Below are 19496 nucleotides of genomic sequence, written 5' to 3' on the forward strand. Positions count from 1 at the left end.
CCTCCAGGCGGAGTTTCTGGAGGGCTTCAGTCCGGAAAACGCCGGTCCGGCTCCCGGGATTCATACCGGCTGCAGTGGCTTAGGCGCGGCGGCGCTGCAGCACATCGTCCAGATTGATCTTGCCCGTGCCAGGTGCTGCGTCACTGCCGGCAGACTCGGCCTCAGCAGCTGCGGCAACCGCACCGGCACGGATGGAGGTTCGGGCGGCGGGCTTGGGCGTCTGTGGCGGAACCAGGGGTTCCGGCACCGGACGCTGCGCAACCGCGGCGTCCACATAGGTGGGCTTGGGAACCTCAACGGGCTCCCACGGCGTCGTGGAGGTCTTCGGCGGCCCGGAAGGGGCTTTAGCTTCCGAGGCCGCGGCAAGGTTCAGAGCGGCGCTGCGAAGTTCCGCAGCAGTCGGACGGCGGTTTGGTGCTCCCGGGGCAGTGGCAGTGCCCGCTACAACCGCCGGCGCGGTCTTGGTGCCCGGCGTGCTTTCGCGGTCAAAGAGGGCGGTTTCCCGCTGCCGCATGGGTTCCGCGGAGGTGGGCTGCTGTTCCGGAGCAGGGCGGGACACGGGGGCGGACACCGGTGCCGGCGCGGACTGCCGGGCGCCACTCATCGCTGCACGGAAGGCCGCATCAACACGCCGTCGCCGGTCCCGCACTGCAAGTGAGCGAAGGGAGGCCGTTGCCGCCCCGGCTGCTGCCAGGGCACCCACCGGCAGCCACCACGAGGCAGCCCCAAAAGCCGCCAGCGGCAGTCCAACAACGGCGGCGGTGAGCGCCAGTGCTCCGGCAAGGGCAAGGGCCGTCCGGCCGTAGCGGATTCGGAAAGCCGGTTGCCGAACCGGCGCCGCTGCCGGCCTGCCTGCGGAACCTGTTCCCCGGAACGCGGCATTTTCGTTCCGGGAGTTGCCGGGCTGGTGGGCGGAATGGTTGTACATGGTGTTCCCCTGCTGGGACAGTCCATCGGCGGAGATGGAAGAGCGGATGGCTGTTGACGAGGGAGCTGGCATCACCGTTTGCACAGCAGCTGCCGACATGACGGGGACGTCGGATCGGCGGAAAACGTAGGGAGCAACCCACAGCAGCCAGAGGCCAACAGTGATGGCCAGGATTAGGGAGCTGTTAAGAGGGAAGTCCACATCTACGACGTTATGAGCTAATGCACAGCAGGCAGTGCATTACTGCCGGTGTGTCGGCGCACTGTGGCAAAAAAGGCACGCCCGGATCTCATCTGGAGGCCAGCCAGCGGTTCAGCAGGCCCTCGGGCACGTCCTCGGTGGTGAGCGCAAAGCTGCGGTGATCCGCCCACTGGCCGGCGATGTGAAGATATTTCTTCCGCATCCCCTCGTCTCGGAACCCCAGCTTTTCTACCACGCGAAGGCTGGCGGCATTGTCCGGCTTGATGTTGATTTCCATGCGGTGCAGCCCCAGCACCCGAAAACAATGATCCGTGGCCATAGCAACGGCTGTCGGGGCGATCCCGCGGCCGGCTCTCGCTTCGTCCACCCAATATCCCAGGGTGGCCATGCGGGCCGATCCCCACACAATGGTGGAAACCGTCAGCTGACCGGCAATAGCCGGCCCGGAGCGGAGCCCGTCGCGTTCAGTGATGAGGAAGGGCAGAGCTGAATCCTGACGCGCCTGCTGGTTCAGGCTGCGCACCATTGCCGCATAGGAGGGCAGCTCTCCGCCGGGGAGCGGATTGCTCGCTTCCCAGGGTGCCATCCACTTCGCATTGCGGATGCGGAGATCGGTCCATTCACGCCGGTCGCGGTGACGGATGGGCCGCAGCCCCACGTCGCCGCATTCCAGCGTCACCGGCCAGATGACCGACCCCCACACGGCATCAGCTTTCGAGCGTCCCGGTGAAGTCCTTGAGCCACTCGCGCAGGTCGGGACCGAGGTCTTCGCGCTCGGAGGCCAGCGTCACTACGGCCTTCAGATAGCTCAGCTTGTCACCGGTGTCATACCGGCGGCCGCGGAAGACGACGCCGTAGACGCCGGCACCTTCGCCTTCTTCCCGTGCAGCCAGGGTCTGCAGTGCGTCGGTCAGCTGGATTTCTCCGCCGCGGCCGGGGCCGGTCTGTTCCAGCACCTCAAACACGGCCGGGTGGAGAACATACCGGCCGATGACGGCAAGGTTGGACGGAGCCTCGTCAACGTCGGGCTTCTCCACCAGCTTGTTCACCCGGACATAGTCTTCGCCCTCAACAACGGAGATGTCGGCGCAGCCGTAGGCGCTGATCTGCTCGGGCTCCACCTCGATCAGGGCAATGACGGACCCTCCGGTCTTGGCCTGGACCTCGACCATCTGGGTCAACAGCTCGTCACGGGCGTCGATCAGGTCATCCCCAAGGAGTACTGCGAACGGCTCGTCACCGACGTGCAGCTTGGCGCGCAGCACTGCATGCCCAAGACCCTTGGGATCGCCCTGGCGCAGATAGTGGATTTCACCCAGTTCCGAAGCGGCCCGGACCATCGCCAGCTTTTCGAGATCGCCCTTATCTTCCAGCGTCTTTTCAATAAAAGGAACACGGTCAAAGTGGTCTTCCAGGGACCGCTTATTGCGGCCCGTAATCATCAGGATGTCCGACATACCCGAGTTCACGGCCTCTTCCACCACGTACTGGATAGCGGGCTTGTCCACGACCGGCAGCATCTCCTTGGGCATGGCCTTGGTGGCCGGCAGAAAACGGGTGCCCAGCCCGGCTGCGGGGATTACGGCTTTGGTTACGGTGGCGCGTGAAGTCATGTCCGTAAGAGTACCTAAGCGCGGACCCTTTGCACCAAATGCACACCGTAAAGCAGTGCCTCCATTTGCAACAATGGATAAATGGTTGACCCTGCCGTGTCCAAGGACCGTGCCCGAAACGAATTCCGCAGGCTGCGCCGGGAACTGCCCGCCGATGCCGCCCGGGCCGCCGGCCGGTCCCTGGCGGCGCAGGCTCTCGCTGTCGTCCCTGGACTGATACCGGCTGGTGCCACAGTGGCTGCCTACTTGTCCGCGGGGCGCGAACCGGACACTGCGCCACTACTGGCGGGGCTCCATGAGCACGGATACGGCGTCGTTGTGCCCGTCTGCGAGCCTGACCGCAGGCTCTCCTGGTGCCGTTGGACACCCGGCGTTGAGCTCGTTCCGGGCTTGTTCCCGTCTGTTCCGGAACCTGCGGGGCCGCGCCTGCCGGTGCAGGACCTGCCGGATCTGAGGCTTCTCCTGGTGCCCGCCCTGGCGGTGGACCGCGCCGGGGCACGGATGGGCAAAGGCGGCGGTTACTATGACCGGTTTTTGGCCGGATTCAGAGCCGCCGGCGGTACCGCACCGGCGGCGGGCGTGGTCTACGACCATGAATTTGTTCCCGCCCCGTCGTGGGCATCCGGTTCCCTGGACCAGCCGATGAATGCGGTGCTGACTCCCTCACAGTGGACTGAGCTTCCTGAGCGCCCGGTGTATAGTTAGCACTCAAGGCCATGGAGTGCCAGCCGCCGTTTGATGACGGAAGCCGAGCGCATGGCCTGACATCTTGGTTCTCAGGAGGAGTAAGTAACAGTGCCCACGTATGCCTATGCCTGCAAGGACTGCGGTTCCGCTTTCGACATCCAGCAGTCCTTTACCGATGACACCCTGACTGTTTGCCCTGCATGCCAAGGGAACCTGCGCAAGAAATTCAACAGTGTGGGCGTGGTCTTCAAGGGATCGGGTTTCTACCGCACTGATTCACGGGATGCCAAAAACACGGTTCCCGCGGCACCCGCAAGGACCGACAGCAGCAGTTCCGCGACGTCCGCACCTGCCGCATCTGCGGCAGAGAAATCATCTTCCGCAGGCTCCGCTACCGCTGGCTCAAAGGCCGGCACGGGTTCCTCCGCCGCTTAGACCGCGGGGAACCGCGCTATCCTCCTCCCCAACGCCTGGACGGGGAGAGCATATCCACACCGGATGGGAACGGCCGGGGTTCCGCCCTGGTTCGGACCTACGCTCGGAACGTGCCTTTATTTACAGCGCCGAAATCCCGTGCCGCCTCCGGCCTCACGATCCGCTTGCGGCGATTTGTCCTGCGCCGGCGCCGCCTCCTCGCGGCACTGCTGTGCTGCGCGGCTGCGGGTGCCGCTGTCCAGGCGCTGCTGCCGCCGGAATCGGGCGATTATGCACTGGTCGTTTCCGCCGCGGACCTGCCTGCGGGTGCGCTGCTAACATCCCGGGACCTCCGCACGGTATCCGTGCCCGCAGCCGCTGTACCGCCCGATTCTTTCACCTCGCCTGCCCAGGCTTCGGGGCGGCGGCTGGCCACTCCCCTGAAGCGCGGGAGCCCGCTGATGCAGACATCCCTGGTTGGCACCGGACTCCTGACTGGTGCACCGCCCGGTTCCGTGGCCGTGGCGGTCCGTCCCTCGGATCCGGTCATGGTCCAGATGCTGTCCCCCGGGCAGTTGGTGGACGTTGTCCTGGGGAGCCCGGACGGACAGCTGGCTGCCGATGCTCCGGCCCTGCTTATAGCGGGCGCGCCGGTGCTGTGGACTGCCGCGGATACCGATTCAGCCTGGCCCGCCTCCGCCGAGACCGGCGCGGTGGTGGTGCTGGCTACCGCACCGGAGCAGGCGGCAGCCCTGGCAGCGGCCGCGGGGTCCGGCCAAGTCCACCTGATATTGGCCGGCGGCTGACCCCGGACGTCAGGATCCTATCCGTCAGTCCCAGTGCGGGGGGCGCTGTTCCGCAAGCCAGGAGTCTCTGTCTTCGGGGGCGTCCCCCCAGGCACGGGGATCGTCGTCAGCAGCTTTCGCCTTAAGTATCTGAGGCTCACCGGAGGATTTAGCCGGTTCGGAGGCTCGCTCCGGTGGACGGGGCGGAACAGTCCCTCCGGTGGCTCGGCGGTGCGGCGTCCGGGGTGTCACGGCCGGCGCGCCTCCCGGGCAGAGGTCTCAGTGCCGGGATCAGGCTCAGGCTTAGCTGTAATGGTGCCACGTTCCCTGACCCGGCTGCTGCCGTGCGGAGTCACAGAAAGATTGCCCCTGCGGGCCAGCGATCCGCTGACCGAGGTGCCCGCGGGTCGGCCGGCCTTCTCTTCACCCTCACGGGGGGCCGGCAGATTCAGGTAGCGTCCCACCAAATCCGCGCAGGCGGACGGGTCGCTGAAAACCTCGATGGTCCATAGCGGCATATAGCGCCAGCCCAGCCTCTCCAGCAGCTGCGGCCGGAGCCGGCTGCGTTCACGCACGCTCATGGTCCGGTACCGTTCGGTACCGTCGGATTCGATCGCCATGGGCACAGCATGCTCACCGTCGGTGCTGCTGCGGTCCACGGTGGCCACAATGTCGATGGTCCCCTGGTAGTGGTCCCAAACCTTCGCTCCGCGTGCCCGCAACCGATTGACCAGGTCCGCGACCAGCGGATCCTCATCCATGATGCCGCCGGCTCCCTCGCTCCCGCGCGATGAGCTGACCGTTGCAGCTTCTTCACTGTGCTGGGCTGCGGCAGCGGCCGGATCCAGCTCACGGCTGATGAGCTCATAGAAATCGAGGGCTCCGTACCCGAGCCGCGACTTATCCAGGTCCTCCGGACGGAAACAGGTCAGGACATGGAGCCTGCTGCGGGCGCGGGTCATGGCGGTGAGGAATTTGCCGCGCCCGTCCGCCGCAGAGAGCGGACCGAAGGTATGCAGGGCCCTGCCGTGCGGGGTGCGTCCAAAGCCGAGCGAGAAAATCACGCAGTCCCGGACCAGGCCGGCGGCGCGGTCCACGGGAACCACGCGGAAGGACTCCTTGCCCGGGGTGAAGAAGTCCGAGGCCCAGGGGAAATTAGCCATCTGGACCCGGATGGCTTCGGCCACGCGCACGGCGTGCCGCGGGCTTGCCGTGACAACGGCAAGGGACTGGTGCGGCCGGCGGCGGATGTGCTCAAAGACCAGGTCAACAACCCGGTTGACCTCTGCAGCTACGCTTTCGACGCCCTCATGGTCCGCACTGGGCATTCCCGTGCCGTCCGCAAGGTATTCGACAACAAGCGAGCGTTCATCAGCGGAAAGGTCCGATCCCCGCGGAACCGTGGTCAGGCGACCGTCATAAAAGCTCCGCCCCAGCTGGTTCATGAGGGCCCGATCAGTGCCGCGGTACATGGTGGACAGGGTCCGGGTCGGAAGGACCTTGGCCAGGGCTTCGAAGGCGCTGACCAGATCATCCTGTTCCCCGGCCGGGCGGGACGGCTCAACGCCGATCGTAAACGGCCGCGGCCCGCCCAGCTGCCCGTCACCGAACGCCACCACCTGAGCGGCGCGTGCCAATGCGGGAACAGCTGACTGAAGGGAGGTGGATTCGGCGTCGAGCACAATGACGGTGTCGAAAGACCGGTTCCCCGGAAGGACCATGGGCAGCACCAGCGGGCTGGCCGCCCAGATGGGAAGCAGTGCGGACACCAGATCCTCGGACTGTGAGCATAGGTCCGCCAGTGTCAGCGGGCCATTCTTGATGGCGTCCCGCAGGGTAGCCGCGTCGGCTCCCGATGCCTTGACGCCGCGGCGCCAGCGCTCCGCCAGAGCAAACCGCACCCTCGAGCTACCTGAGGCCACATGGGCATTGTCCGCCAGCCGGTATTCGGCTTCGAGGCGACGGAGGCTGTCTCCGTCGGACATCGCCAGGTAGTCATCGCCGCTGATCATTGCTTCAAGAGCGGACTGCCACCAGGCAAGTTCCAGCTCGTATCCGACCTGCCGGGGCTGGACTTCGCGTGCTTCGAGGTCGTCAAGCAGTTCGCCCAGGCCCTGATCACGCATTTCGCCCAGCAGCAGGGTGCGCTCGGGAAGCGTTTCCAAAGTTTCACGATCCCCGGCCAGTGCGTCGAGCTGCTTCTCCAGCTCATCCAGGGTCAGCTCGGCAAGGTCCGGCTTGGCCGGGGTTCCCTCAAGGATTCCGGTGAGGGTGTCCAGCTGGTCCTTGACGGTGAGGTAGGAACGATTGATGTCCGCCAGTCCGGTGGGCACAGAAGGATGACGCTGCGTGGTGGCGTAGCGGGCCCACACGGCCCGCTGCTGCTGGACCTCCACGAGGGAGGAGTGCAGGTCTGAAATGTGCACGCCGGGCCGGATGTATTCCTTGGCCACCCGCCGGAGCCGGGAGCGGGTCATGGAGCTCATGTCCACTGAGCGCTCACGCCGCCAGGAGGATGAAGCGGTGGCCGAGATCAGGTCGCTGACCGGACGGTCGAAGATATCCGGGGTGAACTTATCCAGGCTTTCGCGCACAGCGACCAGCAGTTCAAGCTGTTCGCCCCACTGGGCAAAGGTCTCGCCCAGGCGGATCTGCGAATGCTCGGCCACTGCCTGGACCTTGGCACGCAGCTCCGGCAGATCGCGGGCCAGGCTCTGGGTCAGCTCGTAGGCTTCTTCGGTTTCCTTGCGGTTGAGCAGTTTGGCACCGAACCAGGGGCTGGTGGTGGCGGCGCGGCTGAAACTGCCCAGTTCGGCGGCACGGCGCAGCCTTCCGGTCAGTTCGGTGCGGTCCGTAATGCTGTCCAGAACGCTTCGCATGAGCCGGACGGTGGTAGCCGGTGCCGGAGTCATGGAGGTGAGCTCCGCGAGGGACTGCATGGCCTGATAGGGAGAGCAGCCCCAGCGCCGGCGCACATTATGCAGCGATTTGACGTGATCGCGCAGCTGGTGCCGGTTGGCCACAAGGACCTTGTGCAGGCTCTCCAGCTCCGGAGCGGCCGCCTTTTCATTGCGGACAATGGCCCGGATGAGCTGGTCTTTGAGCTGCTGTTCGGACAGGCCGGCATTAAGCTGGAGGACGGCGGAGCCCAGGTGCAGGTTATCCAGTTCAGAGACGAACTGGTTCAGGGTGCCGCGGCGTTCGGCAACCACAAGCACCGATTTGCCGGCATGGACCAGCGCGGCAGCGGCGTTGAGCGCGGTCTGTGTCTGACCGGTTCCGGGAGGCGAGGAGACCACCAGCGACTGGCCGGCCAGGACCAGGTCCAGGACATCCTGCTGCTCGTGATCTGCATCCAGGACCAGCAGCTCATCAGCCGGCAGACGGTCATCCAGCGGCGGGAGTCCGGGATCCTTGGCGGCGGGAACTGAGGAGGTCTTGCCGCGGGCAGCGTCCATCAGGCCCCTCAGGACGGGATGGGCGGGATCCAGGGCGCTGTCTTCAGACAGGTCAGAGAGATCGGCGAAGGTGGAGACCAGGAGCCGGTGTTCGATGTTGATGCCGCGGACACCCTCAGTAACAGCCCGCAGTTTTTCCAGGACGGGATGCGGGTCAAACCGCGCAGTGCCGTAGGCCAGGCGGGCCAGGGCCTCGACATCGAGGTCCAGTCCCTGCTCGTGCTGCAGGTGCCGGACAAAAGCAGGGTTCAGGGCTGCTTTGTCGGTCAGCTGCAGCTCGTAGTCGTCCTGCGACGGGTGCACGGTCAGCGATACCGGTGTCAGCAGGACCGGGGCGGTGAGGGATTCGGGGCGGACGGCGTCGTCGTCCGCGTATCGCCACGAGGCGGTGCCCGCGGCCAGATAGCCGACGTCGATCCCGCGGTCCGTGCCGAGTTCATAGATCTTGGCGCGCAGCAGGCGCCCGGCCTTCATGGCTGCTCCGTACTGCTCGGAGTCGCGCAGCAGCGTGGACAGCCGCGTGCGCCGTCCCGCCAGCAGCTGGGCAAGCCCGGAAGGATGCGCATGGGTCAGGTCGATGCTGTTGGAGGCTGACGGGGTGAAGTGAAGCAGCGTGTCCGCTCCGGCATGCTGTCCCAGTTGCCCCAGCCACGGCAGCAGGAAGTCCGAGGCGTTGTCCCCGGGATTCTGCTCAGACACTGGTGCCCTCATTTCTGCACTTCCGCGCGACGTTCTTGACCAAATTGGCATACCTTCCAAACTATCGCTTCTTGCCGGGTTTGCCCGACATAGCAACGCGGGGGGACGAAAGAGGGGACAGCCCAAATGGGCTGTCCCCCGCTCTCAAGCTACTCCCACTCGATGGTTCCCGGCGGCTTGGACGTAACGTCCAGAACCACGCGGTTGATCCCATCGACTTCGTTGGTGATCCGGTTGGAGATGCGTGCCAGCAGGTCGTACGGCAGGCGCGACCAATCAGCGGTCATCGCGTCCTCGCTGGAAACCGGGCGAAGGACAATCGGATGACCGTAGGTCCGGCCGTCGCCCTGGACGCCTACGCTGCGCACGTCCGCCAGAAGGACAACGGGCATCTGCCACACCTCGTTGTCCAGGCCGGCAGCGGTCAGCTCGGCGCGGGCAATGGCGTCCGCGCGACGCAGCAGGTCCAGACGTTCCTGGTTGACCTCGCCGATGATGCGGATGCCCAGGCCGGGGCCGGGGAACGGCTGGCGGCCCACAATCTCGGCCGGCAGGCCCAGCTCGCGGCCCACGGCGCGGACTTCGTCCTTAAACAGCGCGCGCAGCGGCTCCACGAGTTCAAACTGCATGTCCTCGGGCAGCCCGCCCACATTATGGTGGCTCTTGATGTTGGCTGCGCCCTCGCCGCCGCCGGATTCGACGACGTCCGGGTACAGGGTGCCCTGAACCAGGAAGCGGATCGGCTCTCCCGCGGCGTCGGCCTCGCTCATGATGGCGCGTTCGGCTTCTTCGAACGCGCGGATGAATTCGCGGCCGATGATTTTTCGCTTGGTCTCTGGATCGGTGACGCCGGCGAGGGCTTCGAGGAAGCGCTGCTGCTCGTTGGCCACATAGAGGTTAACTCCGGTGGCCGCTACGAAGTCGCGTTCCACCTGCTCTGCTTCGCCTTCGCGCAGCAGTCCATGGTCCACGAACACACAGGTCAGCTGATCGCCGACGGCGCGCTGCACCAGGGCCGCTGCAACGGCGGAGTCGACACCGCCGGAGAGACCGCAGATGACGCGGGCGCTGCCCACCTGCGCGCGGATACGCTCAACCTGCTCTTCGACAATGTTGCCTGTGGTCCAGCTGCGCTCGAGGCCTGCACCCTTAAAGAGGAAGTTCTCCAGGACGGTCTGGCCGTGGGCTGAGTGCTTGACCTCGGGGTGCCACTGGACGCCGTAGAGGCGCTTCTCTTCGTTGGCGATAGCAGCCACGGGAGCGCCGGCAGTGGTGGCCAGGACGTCGAATCCGGGAGGAGCCGCCTGGACGCTGTCTCCGTGGCTCATCCAGGTGTTCTGGTGTTCCGGGGTGCCTTCGAGGATGGAGCGGGATCCGTTGACAGCCGTGGCATCGGTGGAGCCGTATTCACGCAGTCCGGTCCTGGCGACCGTGCCGCCCAGGGCGTTGGCCATGGCCTGGAAGCCATAGCAGATGCCCAGGACCGGGACGCCGGCCTCGAACAGGCCTTCGCTGACGGCGGGGGCACCTTCGGCGTAAACGCTCGAGGGGCCGCCGGAAAGGATGATGGCTGCCGGGTTCTTAGCCAGAATCTGTTCCGTGGTGAAGGTGTGGGGAACCACCTCGGAATAGACATCTGCATCGCGCACCCGGCGGGCAATGAGCTGGGCGTATTGTGCGCCGAAGTCCACAACGAGGACTGGGCGCTCTTCAGTGGGAGGGGTCGCGGAATTAGTCACGCTTCAAGGATAGTCGCCGGACCATCCGCCCTGCACATCCGCTGCCGGCCGGCCCGGGTTGCGCCGGCTGTGCAGAATGTGCAGACGCCGGCGCTCAGTACCGCTTAGCCGCTTCGGGGTGGGCTGCCAGCTCAGCAAGAACCTGCTTGTGCGTCCGGCCCTCCACGATGAAGGACAGGAACGGGATAACTCCGCCAAGCGCGATCAGGATGAACTTGGAGAAGGGCCAGCGCATCAGCTGCCACAGCCGGAAATCGGCCAGCAGGTACACCACGTACAGCCAGCCGTGGGCAATCAGAACACCGGTGAACAGGTTCAGCGGGCCCACCGTGATCTCATCAATCTTCATGCCGTACTTGAGGATCATTTCGATGCACAGCAGCAGCAGGAACACGCCGGTGACGTAGGAGGAAACCTTGTAGAACGTCAGGGCGGAACGGATCTGGGCGTGGGTGCCGCCGAAGCGGCGCTTCTTCCGGCGCGGTTTCTTGGTTGCTGCGGTGGCCTCTGTGGGCGCCTGTGCTGGATCGGTCACTTCTGTACCTCACTGGTCGGGGCCGCACGTCCGGGAACGGAGCCCTCATCATCGTCTTCGTCATCGTCGTAGTACTCGTCGTCGTCGTCCTCCAGGGAACGACGGTGCGCGTCCGCCACCAGGCGCCACCACAGGAACACGGAGAACCCGGCGAAGACCACCCACTCGATGGCATAAAAAATATTCATCCAGTTCACTGACGTTTCCTGGGGCTGGGCGTCCACCTCGACCACCCGCATGTCACCGCTCTGGGGCGCTTCCCCGTTCACGGTGATCTCATCGGCGGTGACGAACGCAGAATAGCCGGGCGTGTCCCAGACATTGATCAGTTCGGCGCTGGCAAGGCTCGGCAGGATGCCCTCTTCGGGAGCCTGCGGGACGGGTCCCTCGGGCGGCAGCAGACGGCCGACGACGACGGCGTCCCCGGCAGGGGCGGCTACGGCATCTTCGGACTCGGCAACCCAGCCGCGGACCACCGGCATGACTGCACCGTTGGGGGCTCCATCAACAGCAAAGGCCGTGACCACCCAGTATCCGTGCTCACCGTCGTAGAGGCGGTTATCGATCAGGACGGTGTCTTCGGGCCGGAAGGTCCCGGTCATCGACACCATCTGGTCGGCAGTGGTCCCCTGCATTTCCACGCCCGGCGTGAAGACCTCGGTCAGGGAACGCACTTCCTCGGTTTGCGTCGCAGCGGGAGGGGGCTCACTCTCGGCCGTCGAAAACTGCCACTGGCTCAGGAACACGAAGACCGTGGACATCGCCAGGGCAAAAAGAAGCGCGGCGATCCAGCGGGGTTGCAGAGCAGTTTTCAGCACGCCTTAACCGTACTTCGTAAGCGTGTAGAAAACCCAATGCCGGCGTTCCGCCCCCAATGCCCGCGGGCATCAGTGGTCAAAAAACACCAACGAGGAGTTGATGAGTTCGGAAATGACTTCGGCGTCGTTGGCCCGCCGGAGCGACTCCCGGAACGCCGGGCGGAAAAGTGACCGTGCCAAAGTGGCCAGAACTTCCAAATGCTCGGAGAAGGCCCCTGCAGGTGTTGCTATGAGAAGTATCACGGTTGCAGGGCCGTCGGAGGCACCAAAATCGATACTGTGGCCGTAACGGGTGATTCCCACCGCAATGGAGGTTTGCACCACGTGTTCACTGCGTGCGTGGGGCATGCCAATACCGCCGGGCAGGCCGGTAGCCATCTGGTGTTCCCGAGCGTTGACCTGCTCGAGGAACGCCTCCAGATTGTCGATCCGGCCCTGCTCATACATCCGCCGGGCCAGCTGCGCTGCGGCATCGGAACGGTCTGCGGCTTCCATCTCCAGAATGACCATCTCAGGAACCGTCAGCACGGCACCCTTCTCATTCAGGGAAAGTTCAGGCTCCACCTCAGGTCAGCGGCGCAATATCGTGCGCCTTCAGCCGGGCGGCATCTGCCGAGATGTCGTCGGGCTGTTCCTGGCTGAGCCGTTCGGCCTCCACCCGGGCCTGATAATGGGCCACTTCCTGCTGCACCCGCTCGGCATTCCAGTTGAGGATCGGTGCCATGAGCTCGGCCACCACGGGGGCAGCGGAAACGCCCCGGTCCCAGGACTCAATCGAGATTCGGGTCCGCCGGGCCAGGACGTCCTCCACATGGCGGGCACCCTCCGCGGTGGTGGCATACACAACTTCGGCACGCAGATAATCATCCGCTCCGGGCAGGACCTCCCCCAGCTCCGGTTTTTCACGGATGAGTTCCAGCACCTCGGTGGCCAGCGAACCATAGCGGTTGAGCAGGTGCTCCACCCGGGCCACGTGGACCCCGTAATGCTCCGCGGTGCGGTGGCGGCGGTTCCAGGATGCCTTGTATCCCACCGCGCCCAGGAGCGGGATGGTGGAGGTGCAGCTCTCCGGAACCTTGTCATCCAGGGCACGGACCGCCTCGTCAACGGCATCCTTGGCCATCACCCGGTAGGTTGTCCATTTGCCGCCCGCCACGACCACCAGGCCGGGCACCGGATGCGCCACCACATGTTCACGTGAGAGCTTGGCCGTGGAATCGTTTTCGCCCGCCAGGAGCGGCCGCAGGCCGGCATAGACGCCTTCGACGTCTTCGCGCGTCAGCGGGGTTTTCAGTACATGGTTCACGTGTTCAAGGATGTAGTCGATGTCCGCCGAGGTGGCTGCCGGATGCGCCTTATCCAGGTTCCAGTCGGTGTCCGTGGTGCCGACGATCCAGTGCCTGCCCCACGGGATGACAAAGAGGACGGATTTTTCCGTGCGCAGGATCATGCCTACGGTGGACTGGATCCGGTCCCGGGGCACCACCAGGTGCACGCCCTTGGATGCCCGGACCTTCAGCTGTCCGCGGTCGGTGACCATGGCCTGCGTTTCATCGGTCCATACTCCGGTGGCATTCACCACCTGGCGGGCAAAAACATCGAACTCCCGGCCGGACTCGGAGTCCTTCACCCGGGCGCCCACCACGCGTTCGCCCTCGCGGAGGAAGTCCACCACTGAAACGCGGTTGGCCACTGTGGCCCCGTAGTGGGCGGCGGTGCGCACCATATTGGCTACGTACCGGGCATCATCCACCTGCGCGTCGTAATAGCGGATGGAGCCGATCATGGCGTCATCCTTCAGGCTGGGGGCCGCACGGAGCGTGGCCTTCTTGCTGAGGTGCTTGTGCATGGGCACACCGCGGGAATTACCCGAGGTCAGACCCATGGTGTCGTAAAGCATGATGCCCGCGCCCACATACGGCCGCTCGTAGAAGCGGTGCGTTAGCGGGTAGAGGAAGGGCACGGGCTTGACCAGGTGCGGGGCGATCCGCTGGATCAGCAGGCCGCGCTCCTTGAGCGCTTCCGCCACAAGTGCGAAGTCCAGCATTTCCAGGTAGCGCAGGCCGCCGTGGATGAGTTTGGAGGAGCGCGAGGAGGTGCCCGAGGCCCAGTCCCGGGCCTCCACCATTCCCACCTTCAGTCCGCGGGTGACCGCGTCCAGGGTGGCTCCGGCACCGACTACGCCGCCGCCAACAATGAGAATATCCAGTTCCTGGCCGGGTTCCGCAGTGGAACGCAGCGCGGCTAGGGCGTCTTCCCGGTATCCCGGGCTGAGTGCATCTTTGCTCATGGTCAAGATTTCCTCTCTGGGTCCTGCCGGCGCTGCGTCCTTTGCAGCAACTCTAGGTAACTACATGTTGTATAGGTAGGGCGAGACCAGCACCTCGATGCGCTGGAAGGCTTTCACATCCGAGTATCCGGTGGTGGCCATGGCCCGGCGCAGGGCGCCCATCAGGTTGGACGTTCCATTGGTGTGGTGCGAGGGCCCCCAGAGGACTTCCTGCAGCGGACCCACGGTGTCCAGCCGAACCCTGTCGCCGCGGGGAAGCTCGCTGTGGTGGGCTTCCTGGCCCCAGTGCCATCCCTGCCCCGGGGCTTCCTCGGCACGGGCCAGGGCTGAACCGAGCATCACGGCGTCGGCGCCCATGGCGATGGCCTTGATGATGTCTCCGCTGGTGCCCATGCCGCCGTCGGCGATCACGTGGACGTACCGTCCGCCGGACTCGTCCATGTAGTCCCGGCGGGCTTCAGCGATGTCCGCGATGGCGGTGGCCATGGGTGCGTGGATGCCCAGCGCCCGGCGGGTGGTGGTGGTTGCTCCCCCGCCAAAGCCCACCAGGACGCCGGCAGCACCGGTGCGCATCAGGTGCAGGGCCGGGGTGTAGCCGGCGGCGCCGCCGACAATCACGGGAACATCCAGTTCGTAGATGAACTGCTTGAGGTTCAGCGGTTCCACCGTCTTGGAGACATGCTCGGCGGAGACGGTGGTGCCGCGGATGACAAAGATGTCGACGCCGGCGGCGAGGACGGTCTTGTAGAACTCCTGCGTGCGCTGAGGGGTGAGGGACCCGGCGACAGTCACACCGGCGTCGCGCACCTCGGCAAGGCGGGAGGTGATCAGTTCCGCCTGGATGGGCGCATCATAGATTTCCTGCAGCCGGCGGGTGGCCGCCGGGTTGAAGTTCTCTTCGCTGAGGACGGCGATTTCATCCAGCAGCGGCTGGGGGTCTTCGTAGCGGGTCCACAGCCCCTCCAGATTCAGCACGCCCAGTCCACCCAGCCTGCCCATGGCGATGGCGGTTGCCGGCGACATGACGGAGTCCATGGGCGCGCCCATGACCGGCATCTGGAACTGGTAGGCATCTATCTGCCAGTTGATCGAAACATCCTGCGGGTCCCGCGTTCGCCGGGACGGCACAATTGCCACATCATCGAGGGAGTAGGCTCGGCGCCCACGCTTGCCACGGCCAATTTCAATCTCATTACTCACACCCCTAGGTTATCCCAGCCACGCGTCGGGAGCTTAAAGCAGCAGCAGCCGCGTTCTTCCCCGCAAGCGGAGGGAGGACGCGGCTGCTGTGTTTTGTGCCTGTTAGCGGCGGGTGCCGTAGTTCGGCGCCTCCGCAGTCATCATGATGTCGTGCGGGTGGGATTCCTTCAGCCCGGCCGGGGTGATCCGGACAAACTTGCCCTTCTGCTTCAGCTCTTCGATGGTGCGTGCGCCGGTGTAGAACATGGTCTGGCGCAGGCCGCCCACCAGCTGGTGAGCGACGGCGGAGAGCGGACCGCGGTACGGAACCTGGCCTTCAATGCCTTCGGGGATCAGCTTCTCGTCCGAGGGGACATCAGCCTGGAAGTAGCGGTCCTTGGAGTAGGACGTGTTCTTGCCCCGGCTCTGCATGGCGCCCAGCGAGCCCATGCCGCGATAGGACTTGAACTGCTTGCCGTTGACGAACACCAGATCGCCGGGGCTTTCGGCGGAGCCGGCCAGCAGACTGCCGAGCATGACGGTATCCGCGCCGGCAACAATCGCCTTGCCAATGTCGCCGGAATACTGCAGGCCGCCGTCGGCGATCAACGGAACGCCGGCAGGAATGGCCGCCTTGGACGCCTCGTAGATGGCGGTGATCTGGGGAACGCCCACACCGGCCACCACACGGGTGGTGCAGATGGAGCCGGGGCCGACGCCCACCTTGATGGCGTCAGCACCGGCGTCGATCAGGGCCTGCGCACCTTCGCGGGTGGCTGCCTGGCCGCCGATGATGTCCACGTGGGCGGCTGCCGGGTCCTTCTTCAGGCGGGCGATCATGTCCAGCACACCGGCACTGTGGCCGTTGGCGGTGTCGACGACCAGGATGTCCACGCCGGCCTCGACGAGGGTCATGGCGCGCTCATAGCCGTCACCGAAGAATCCGATCGCCGCACCGACGCGCAGCCGGCCTTCGTCGTCCTTGGTGGCCAGCGGATACTGCTCGGCCTTGTCAAAGTCCTTGACCGTGATCAGGCCCTGCAGGCGTCCGTCAGCGTCCACCAGCGGAAGCTTCTCGATGCGGTGCTTGCCCAGCAGCTCCACGGTTTCTTCGGCGCTGATGCCTACGCGTCCGGTGATCAGCGGCATCCGGGTCATGACTTCGTTGACCTTGCGGCGCGGGTAGTCGGCGCGCGGAATGAAGCGGGTGTCGCGGTTGGTCACGATGCCCAGGAGCTTGTTGTCCGGGTCCACCACCGGCAGGCCGGAGACGCGGAAATGCGCGCACAGGTCATCCAGTTCCTGCAGAGTGGCTTCCGGGGAAATGGTGACCGGGTTGGTGATCATGCCGGATTCGCTGCGCTTGACGCGGTCCACGTGTTCGGCCTGGTCCGCGATGGACAGGTTGCGGTGAATAACGCCGAGGCCGCCCTGCCGGGCCATCGCAATGGCCATCCGGGATTCGGTGACCGTGTCCATGGCGGCGGAGAGCAGCGGTGTGTGCACGGTGATCCGCTTGGACAGGCGGGAGGAGGTATCCGCCTCGGAGGGAATGACGTCCGTGGGGCCGGGCAGCAGCAGGACGTCGTCGTATGTCAGGCCGATGAAGCCGAACGGGTCATGCTCTGGGGACTGCTGGCTCAAAACTGCGCCTCTTTCGCGAAGGACCGGAGGGATGGAGAAAACACCGGAAAACGGCCGGTTGACTTTCTTTACATCCTAAAACGAAAGACCGCCGGTCCCTATTCCAAACGCTAACGGGTGGCATCGATCACAACAGTTCCCGCCCGGCCCACGGCGGCAGAATGCTCCGGATACGCAAAAGCCCCGGTGCCGCACGGAATGTCCGCGGGCACCGGGGCTTTTGTGTCAGCTAGTGCTGGTGGCCGTGATCTTCGTCGTCGTCGGCCGGCTTCTCCACCACAAGTGCTTCGGTGGTGAGGACCAGCGCGGCGATGGACGCGGCGTTGCGCAGCGCGGAGCGCGTGACCTTGACCGGGTCAATGATGCCGGCCTCGATCAGGTTCTCGTACACGCCGGTGGCGGCGTTGAAGCCGTTGTTGACCTCCAGGTCGGTGACCTTGGCGACAACAACCATGCCTTCGGCACCCGCGTTCTCGGCGATCCAGCGCAGCGGCTGTGCCAGCGCGCGGCGGACCAGGCCCACAGCGGTGGCGGCGTCGCCCTCGAGCTTGAGGACCTCAGGATCGGTGTCCAGGGCCTTGGCAGCGTGAACCAGCGCGGAACCGCCGCCGGCCACAATGCCCTCTTCCAGGGCCGCACGCGTCGAGGACACGGCATCTTCGATGCGGTGCTTCTTTTCCTTCAGCTCAACCTCGGTGGCTGCGCCAACCTTGATGACGCCGATGCCGCCGGAGAGCTTGGCAAGGCGTTCCTGCAGCTTCTCGCGGTCCCAGTCGGAGTCCGTGCGTTCGATCTCTGCACGGATCTGGGCCACGCGGTCCGCCACATCGGATTCCGAGCCGGTTCCGTCAACAATGGTGGTGCTGTCCTTGGTGACCGTGATGCGGCGGGCGGAGCCCAGCACCTCAAGGCCAACCTGGTCCAGCTTCAGGCCCAGGTCAGGGGAAACAACCTGCGCACCCGTGAGGGTGGCGATGTCCTGCATCATGGCCTTGCGGCGGTCACCGAACCCGGGAGCCTTGACGGCAACCACATTCAGGGTGCCGCGGATCTTGTTGACCACCAGCGTCGACAGGGCTTCACCCTCAATGTCTTCGGCGATGATGAACAGCGGCTTGGACGCCTGCAGCGCCTTTTCCAGCAGCGGCAGGAATTCGGCCACGGAGGAGATCTTGCCGGAGTTGATCAGGATCAGCGCGTCTTCGAGGACGGCTTCCTGGCGTTCCGGGTCGGTCACGAAGTACGGGGACAGGTAGCCCTTGTCGAACTGCATGCCTTCGGTGATGACCAGTTCGGTCTGCGTCGAGGAAGATTCCTCGATGGTGATGACGCCGTCCTTGCCAACGGTGTCAAAGGCCTTGGCCAGCAGTTCGCCGATCTCCATGCTCTGTGCGGAGATGGCGGCAACGTGAGCAACCTGGTTGCCTTCAACTTCCTTGGCATTTTCCAGCAGGCGCGCGGCCACTGCCTCCACGGCGATCTCCATGCCGCGCTTGAGCTGGCCCGGAGCTGCGCCGGCAGCAACGTTGCGCAGGCCTTCCTTGACCAGCGCCTGCGCCAGAACGGTTGCCGTAGTGGTGCCGTCACCGGCAACATCATTGGTCTTGGTTGCTACTTCCTTGGCCAGCTGGGCGCCGAGGTTTTCATACGGATCATCCAGCTCGACTTCACGGGCAATGGTCACGCCGTCGTTAGTGATGGTGGGAGCGCCCCAGGTCTTGGCGAGCACTACGTTGCGGCCGCGCGGGCCGAGGGTCACCTTGACGGTGTTAGCCAGCTTGTCAACGCCGGCCTCCAGCGAGCGGCGGGCGGAGTCGTTGAACTCCAATTGCTTTGCCATGTGTGTGTCCTTTCCGACAGCTACATCTGCACCTGCATCAGAAAACCCCGGCCAGATTGGCCGGGGTTTCCCTTTTTCAACTACTTAACGACGATGGCCAGCACGTCGCGGGCGGACAGCACCAGGTACTCCTGGCCGCCGTGCTTGACTTCGGTTCCGCCGTACTTGGAGTAGATGACAACGTCACCTTCGGAAACATCCACGGGAACGCGGTTGCCGTTGTCGTCAACGCGGCCGGGGCCTACTGCAACAACTTCGCCCTCCTGGGGCTTTTCCTTGGCAGTGTCCGGGATGACGAGGCCGGAAGCAGTGGTCTGCTCGGCTTCGAGGGGGCGGACAACAATACGATCCTCAAGGGGCTTAATCGAGACCGACACTCGGGCTCTCCTTTGCGTAGTTACTAACGGATGTGGACCGTCGGTGGGCGCTGGCCGTCGTCGCGGTGCCGGTTGGCGCTTCCCTCGGGAATTAGCACCCTCACAGGGAGAGTGCTAGCTCCGACTTTATGCAAGGGCTGGCACTCGGTCAAGGTGAGTGCCAATATTGGCCGGCATTTTGTGTCGCTGCACAGTTTTTGACGCGCTCCAAGGACGCAAAAGTTGCCTTAGGCTCACCTAACAAGGTAGCTTTCAAGGGCGCGCAAGAATTAGCAAACATTTATGTGTC

16 protein-coding genes are annotated in these 19496 nt (G+C 64.9%); 3 read left to right on the forward strand and 13 right to left on the reverse strand.

From position 1 onward, the window contains the following. Positions 1-79 precede the first annotated feature (79 nt). From ABIB35_RS00270 to galU, 3 genes are all read right to left on the reverse strand, one after another. A complete protein-coding gene (locus ABIB35_RS00270) occupies positions 80-1129 on the reverse strand; it encodes a hypothetical protein (protein WP_354177939.1) in 1050 nt (349 codons plus the stop codon). A gap of 88 nt (positions 1130-1217) precedes the next feature. After that, a complete protein-coding gene (locus ABIB35_RS00275; protein ID WP_354177941.1) occupies positions 1218-1832 on the reverse strand; it encodes a GNAT family N-acetyltransferase in 615 nt (204 codons plus the stop codon). A 4-nt stretch (positions 1833-1836) separates the two neighbouring features. Next, complete coding sequence (gene galU, locus ABIB35_RS00280; RefSeq protein ID WP_354177943.1) at positions 1837-2742, reverse strand: UTP--glucose-1-phosphate uridylyltransferase GalU; 906 nt, start codon at positions 2740-2742, stop codon at positions 1837-1839. An 81-nt stretch (positions 2743-2823) separates the two neighbouring features. Between galU and ABIB35_RS00285 the strand changes: the two genes are divergently transcribed. From ABIB35_RS00285 to cpaB, 3 genes are all read left to right on the forward strand, one after another. Further along, on the forward strand, positions 2824-3447 hold the full coding sequence (locus tag ABIB35_RS00285) for a 5-formyltetrahydrofolate cyclo-ligase (RefSeq protein WP_354177944.1): 624 nt from the start codon (positions 2824-2826) through the stop codon (positions 3445-3447). A gap of 90 nt (positions 3448-3537) precedes the next feature. Then, positions 3538-3864, forward strand: coding sequence for an FmdB family zinc ribbon protein (locus ABIB35_RS00290; protein WP_354177946.1), 327 nt, complete (start codon positions 3538-3540; stop codon positions 3862-3864). Positions 3865-3974: 110 nt separating this feature from the next. Further along, on the forward strand, positions 3975-4649 hold the full coding sequence (gene cpaB / locus ABIB35_RS00295; protein WP_354177948.1) for a Flp pilus assembly protein CpaB: 675 nt from the start codon (positions 3975-3977) through the stop codon (positions 4647-4649). Positions 4650-4876: 227 nt separating this feature from the next. Here cpaB and ABIB35_RS00300 read toward each other — a convergent pair whose 3' ends face one another. The 10 genes from ABIB35_RS00300 to groES all read right to left on the reverse strand — a co-directional run bounded on the left by ABIB35_RS00300 (position 4877) and on the right by groES (position 19207). Further along, a complete protein-coding gene (locus tag ABIB35_RS00300) occupies positions 4877-8785 on the reverse strand; it encodes a DUF4011 domain-containing protein (protein WP_502915688.1) in 3909 nt (1302 codons plus the stop codon). Positions 8786-8934: 149 nt separating this feature from the next. Continuing rightward, on the reverse strand, positions 8935-10524 hold the full coding sequence (gene guaA, locus ABIB35_RS00305; RefSeq protein ID WP_354177952.1) for a glutamine-hydrolyzing GMP synthase: 1590 nt from the start codon (positions 10522-10524) through the stop codon (positions 8935-8937). 94 nt (positions 10525-10618) lie between these two features. Beyond that, on the reverse strand, positions 10619-11059 hold the full coding sequence (locus ABIB35_RS00310) for a DUF3817 domain-containing protein (protein WP_354177953.1): 441 nt from the start codon (positions 11057-11059) through the stop codon (positions 10619-10621). After that, the gene (locus ABIB35_RS00315) at positions 11056-11877 is read right to left on the reverse strand and encodes an SURF1 family protein (RefSeq protein WP_354177955.1); all 822 of its coding nucleotides are present in this window, start codon (positions 11875-11877) and stop codon (positions 11056-11058) included. The genes ABIB35_RS00310 and ABIB35_RS00315 overlap by 4 nt, the downstream gene beginning before the upstream one ends. Before the next feature lie 69 nt (positions 11878-11946). Continuing rightward, positions 11947-12387, reverse strand: coding sequence for a PTS sugar transporter subunit IIA (locus ABIB35_RS00320; RefSeq protein WP_354178366.1), 441 nt, complete (start codon positions 12385-12387; stop codon positions 11947-11949). Positions 12388-12442: 55 nt separating this feature from the next. Beyond that, positions 12443-14167: a glycerol-3-phosphate dehydrogenase/oxidase gene (locus ABIB35_RS00325; protein WP_354177957.1), complete on the reverse strand. Its 1725-nt coding sequence runs from the start codon at positions 14165-14167 to the stop codon at positions 12443-12445. 60 nt (positions 14168-14227) lie between these two features. Further along, positions 14228-15367 carry a GuaB3 family IMP dehydrogenase-related protein gene (locus tag ABIB35_RS00330; protein ID WP_354177959.1) on the reverse strand — a complete coding sequence of 380 codons (1140 nt, stop codon included), beginning with the start codon at positions 15365-15367 and terminating at the stop codon, positions 14228-14230. Positions 15368-15469: 102 nt separating this feature from the next. Continuing rightward, complete coding sequence (gene guaB / locus ABIB35_RS00335) at positions 15470-16990, reverse strand: IMP dehydrogenase (RefSeq protein WP_354177960.1); 1521 nt, start codon at positions 16988-16990, stop codon at positions 15470-15472. Between the two features lie 229 nt (positions 16991-17219). Further along, positions 17220-18830, reverse strand: a complete 1611-nt coding sequence (groL, locus tag ABIB35_RS00340; protein WP_354177962.1) for a chaperonin GroEL — start codon at positions 18828-18830, stop codon at positions 17220-17222. 80 nt (positions 18831-18910) lie between these two features. After that, positions 18911-19207: a co-chaperone GroES gene (gene groES / locus ABIB35_RS00345; RefSeq protein ID WP_152219702.1), complete on the reverse strand. Its 297-nt coding sequence runs from the start codon at positions 19205-19207 to the stop codon at positions 18911-18913. Positions 19208-19496 lie beyond the last annotated feature (289 nt).

This window comes from Arthrobacter sp. UYP6 (assembly GCF_040547315.1).
Lineage (GTDB): Bacteria > Actinomycetota > Actinomycetes > Actinomycetales > Micrococcaceae > Arthrobacter_B.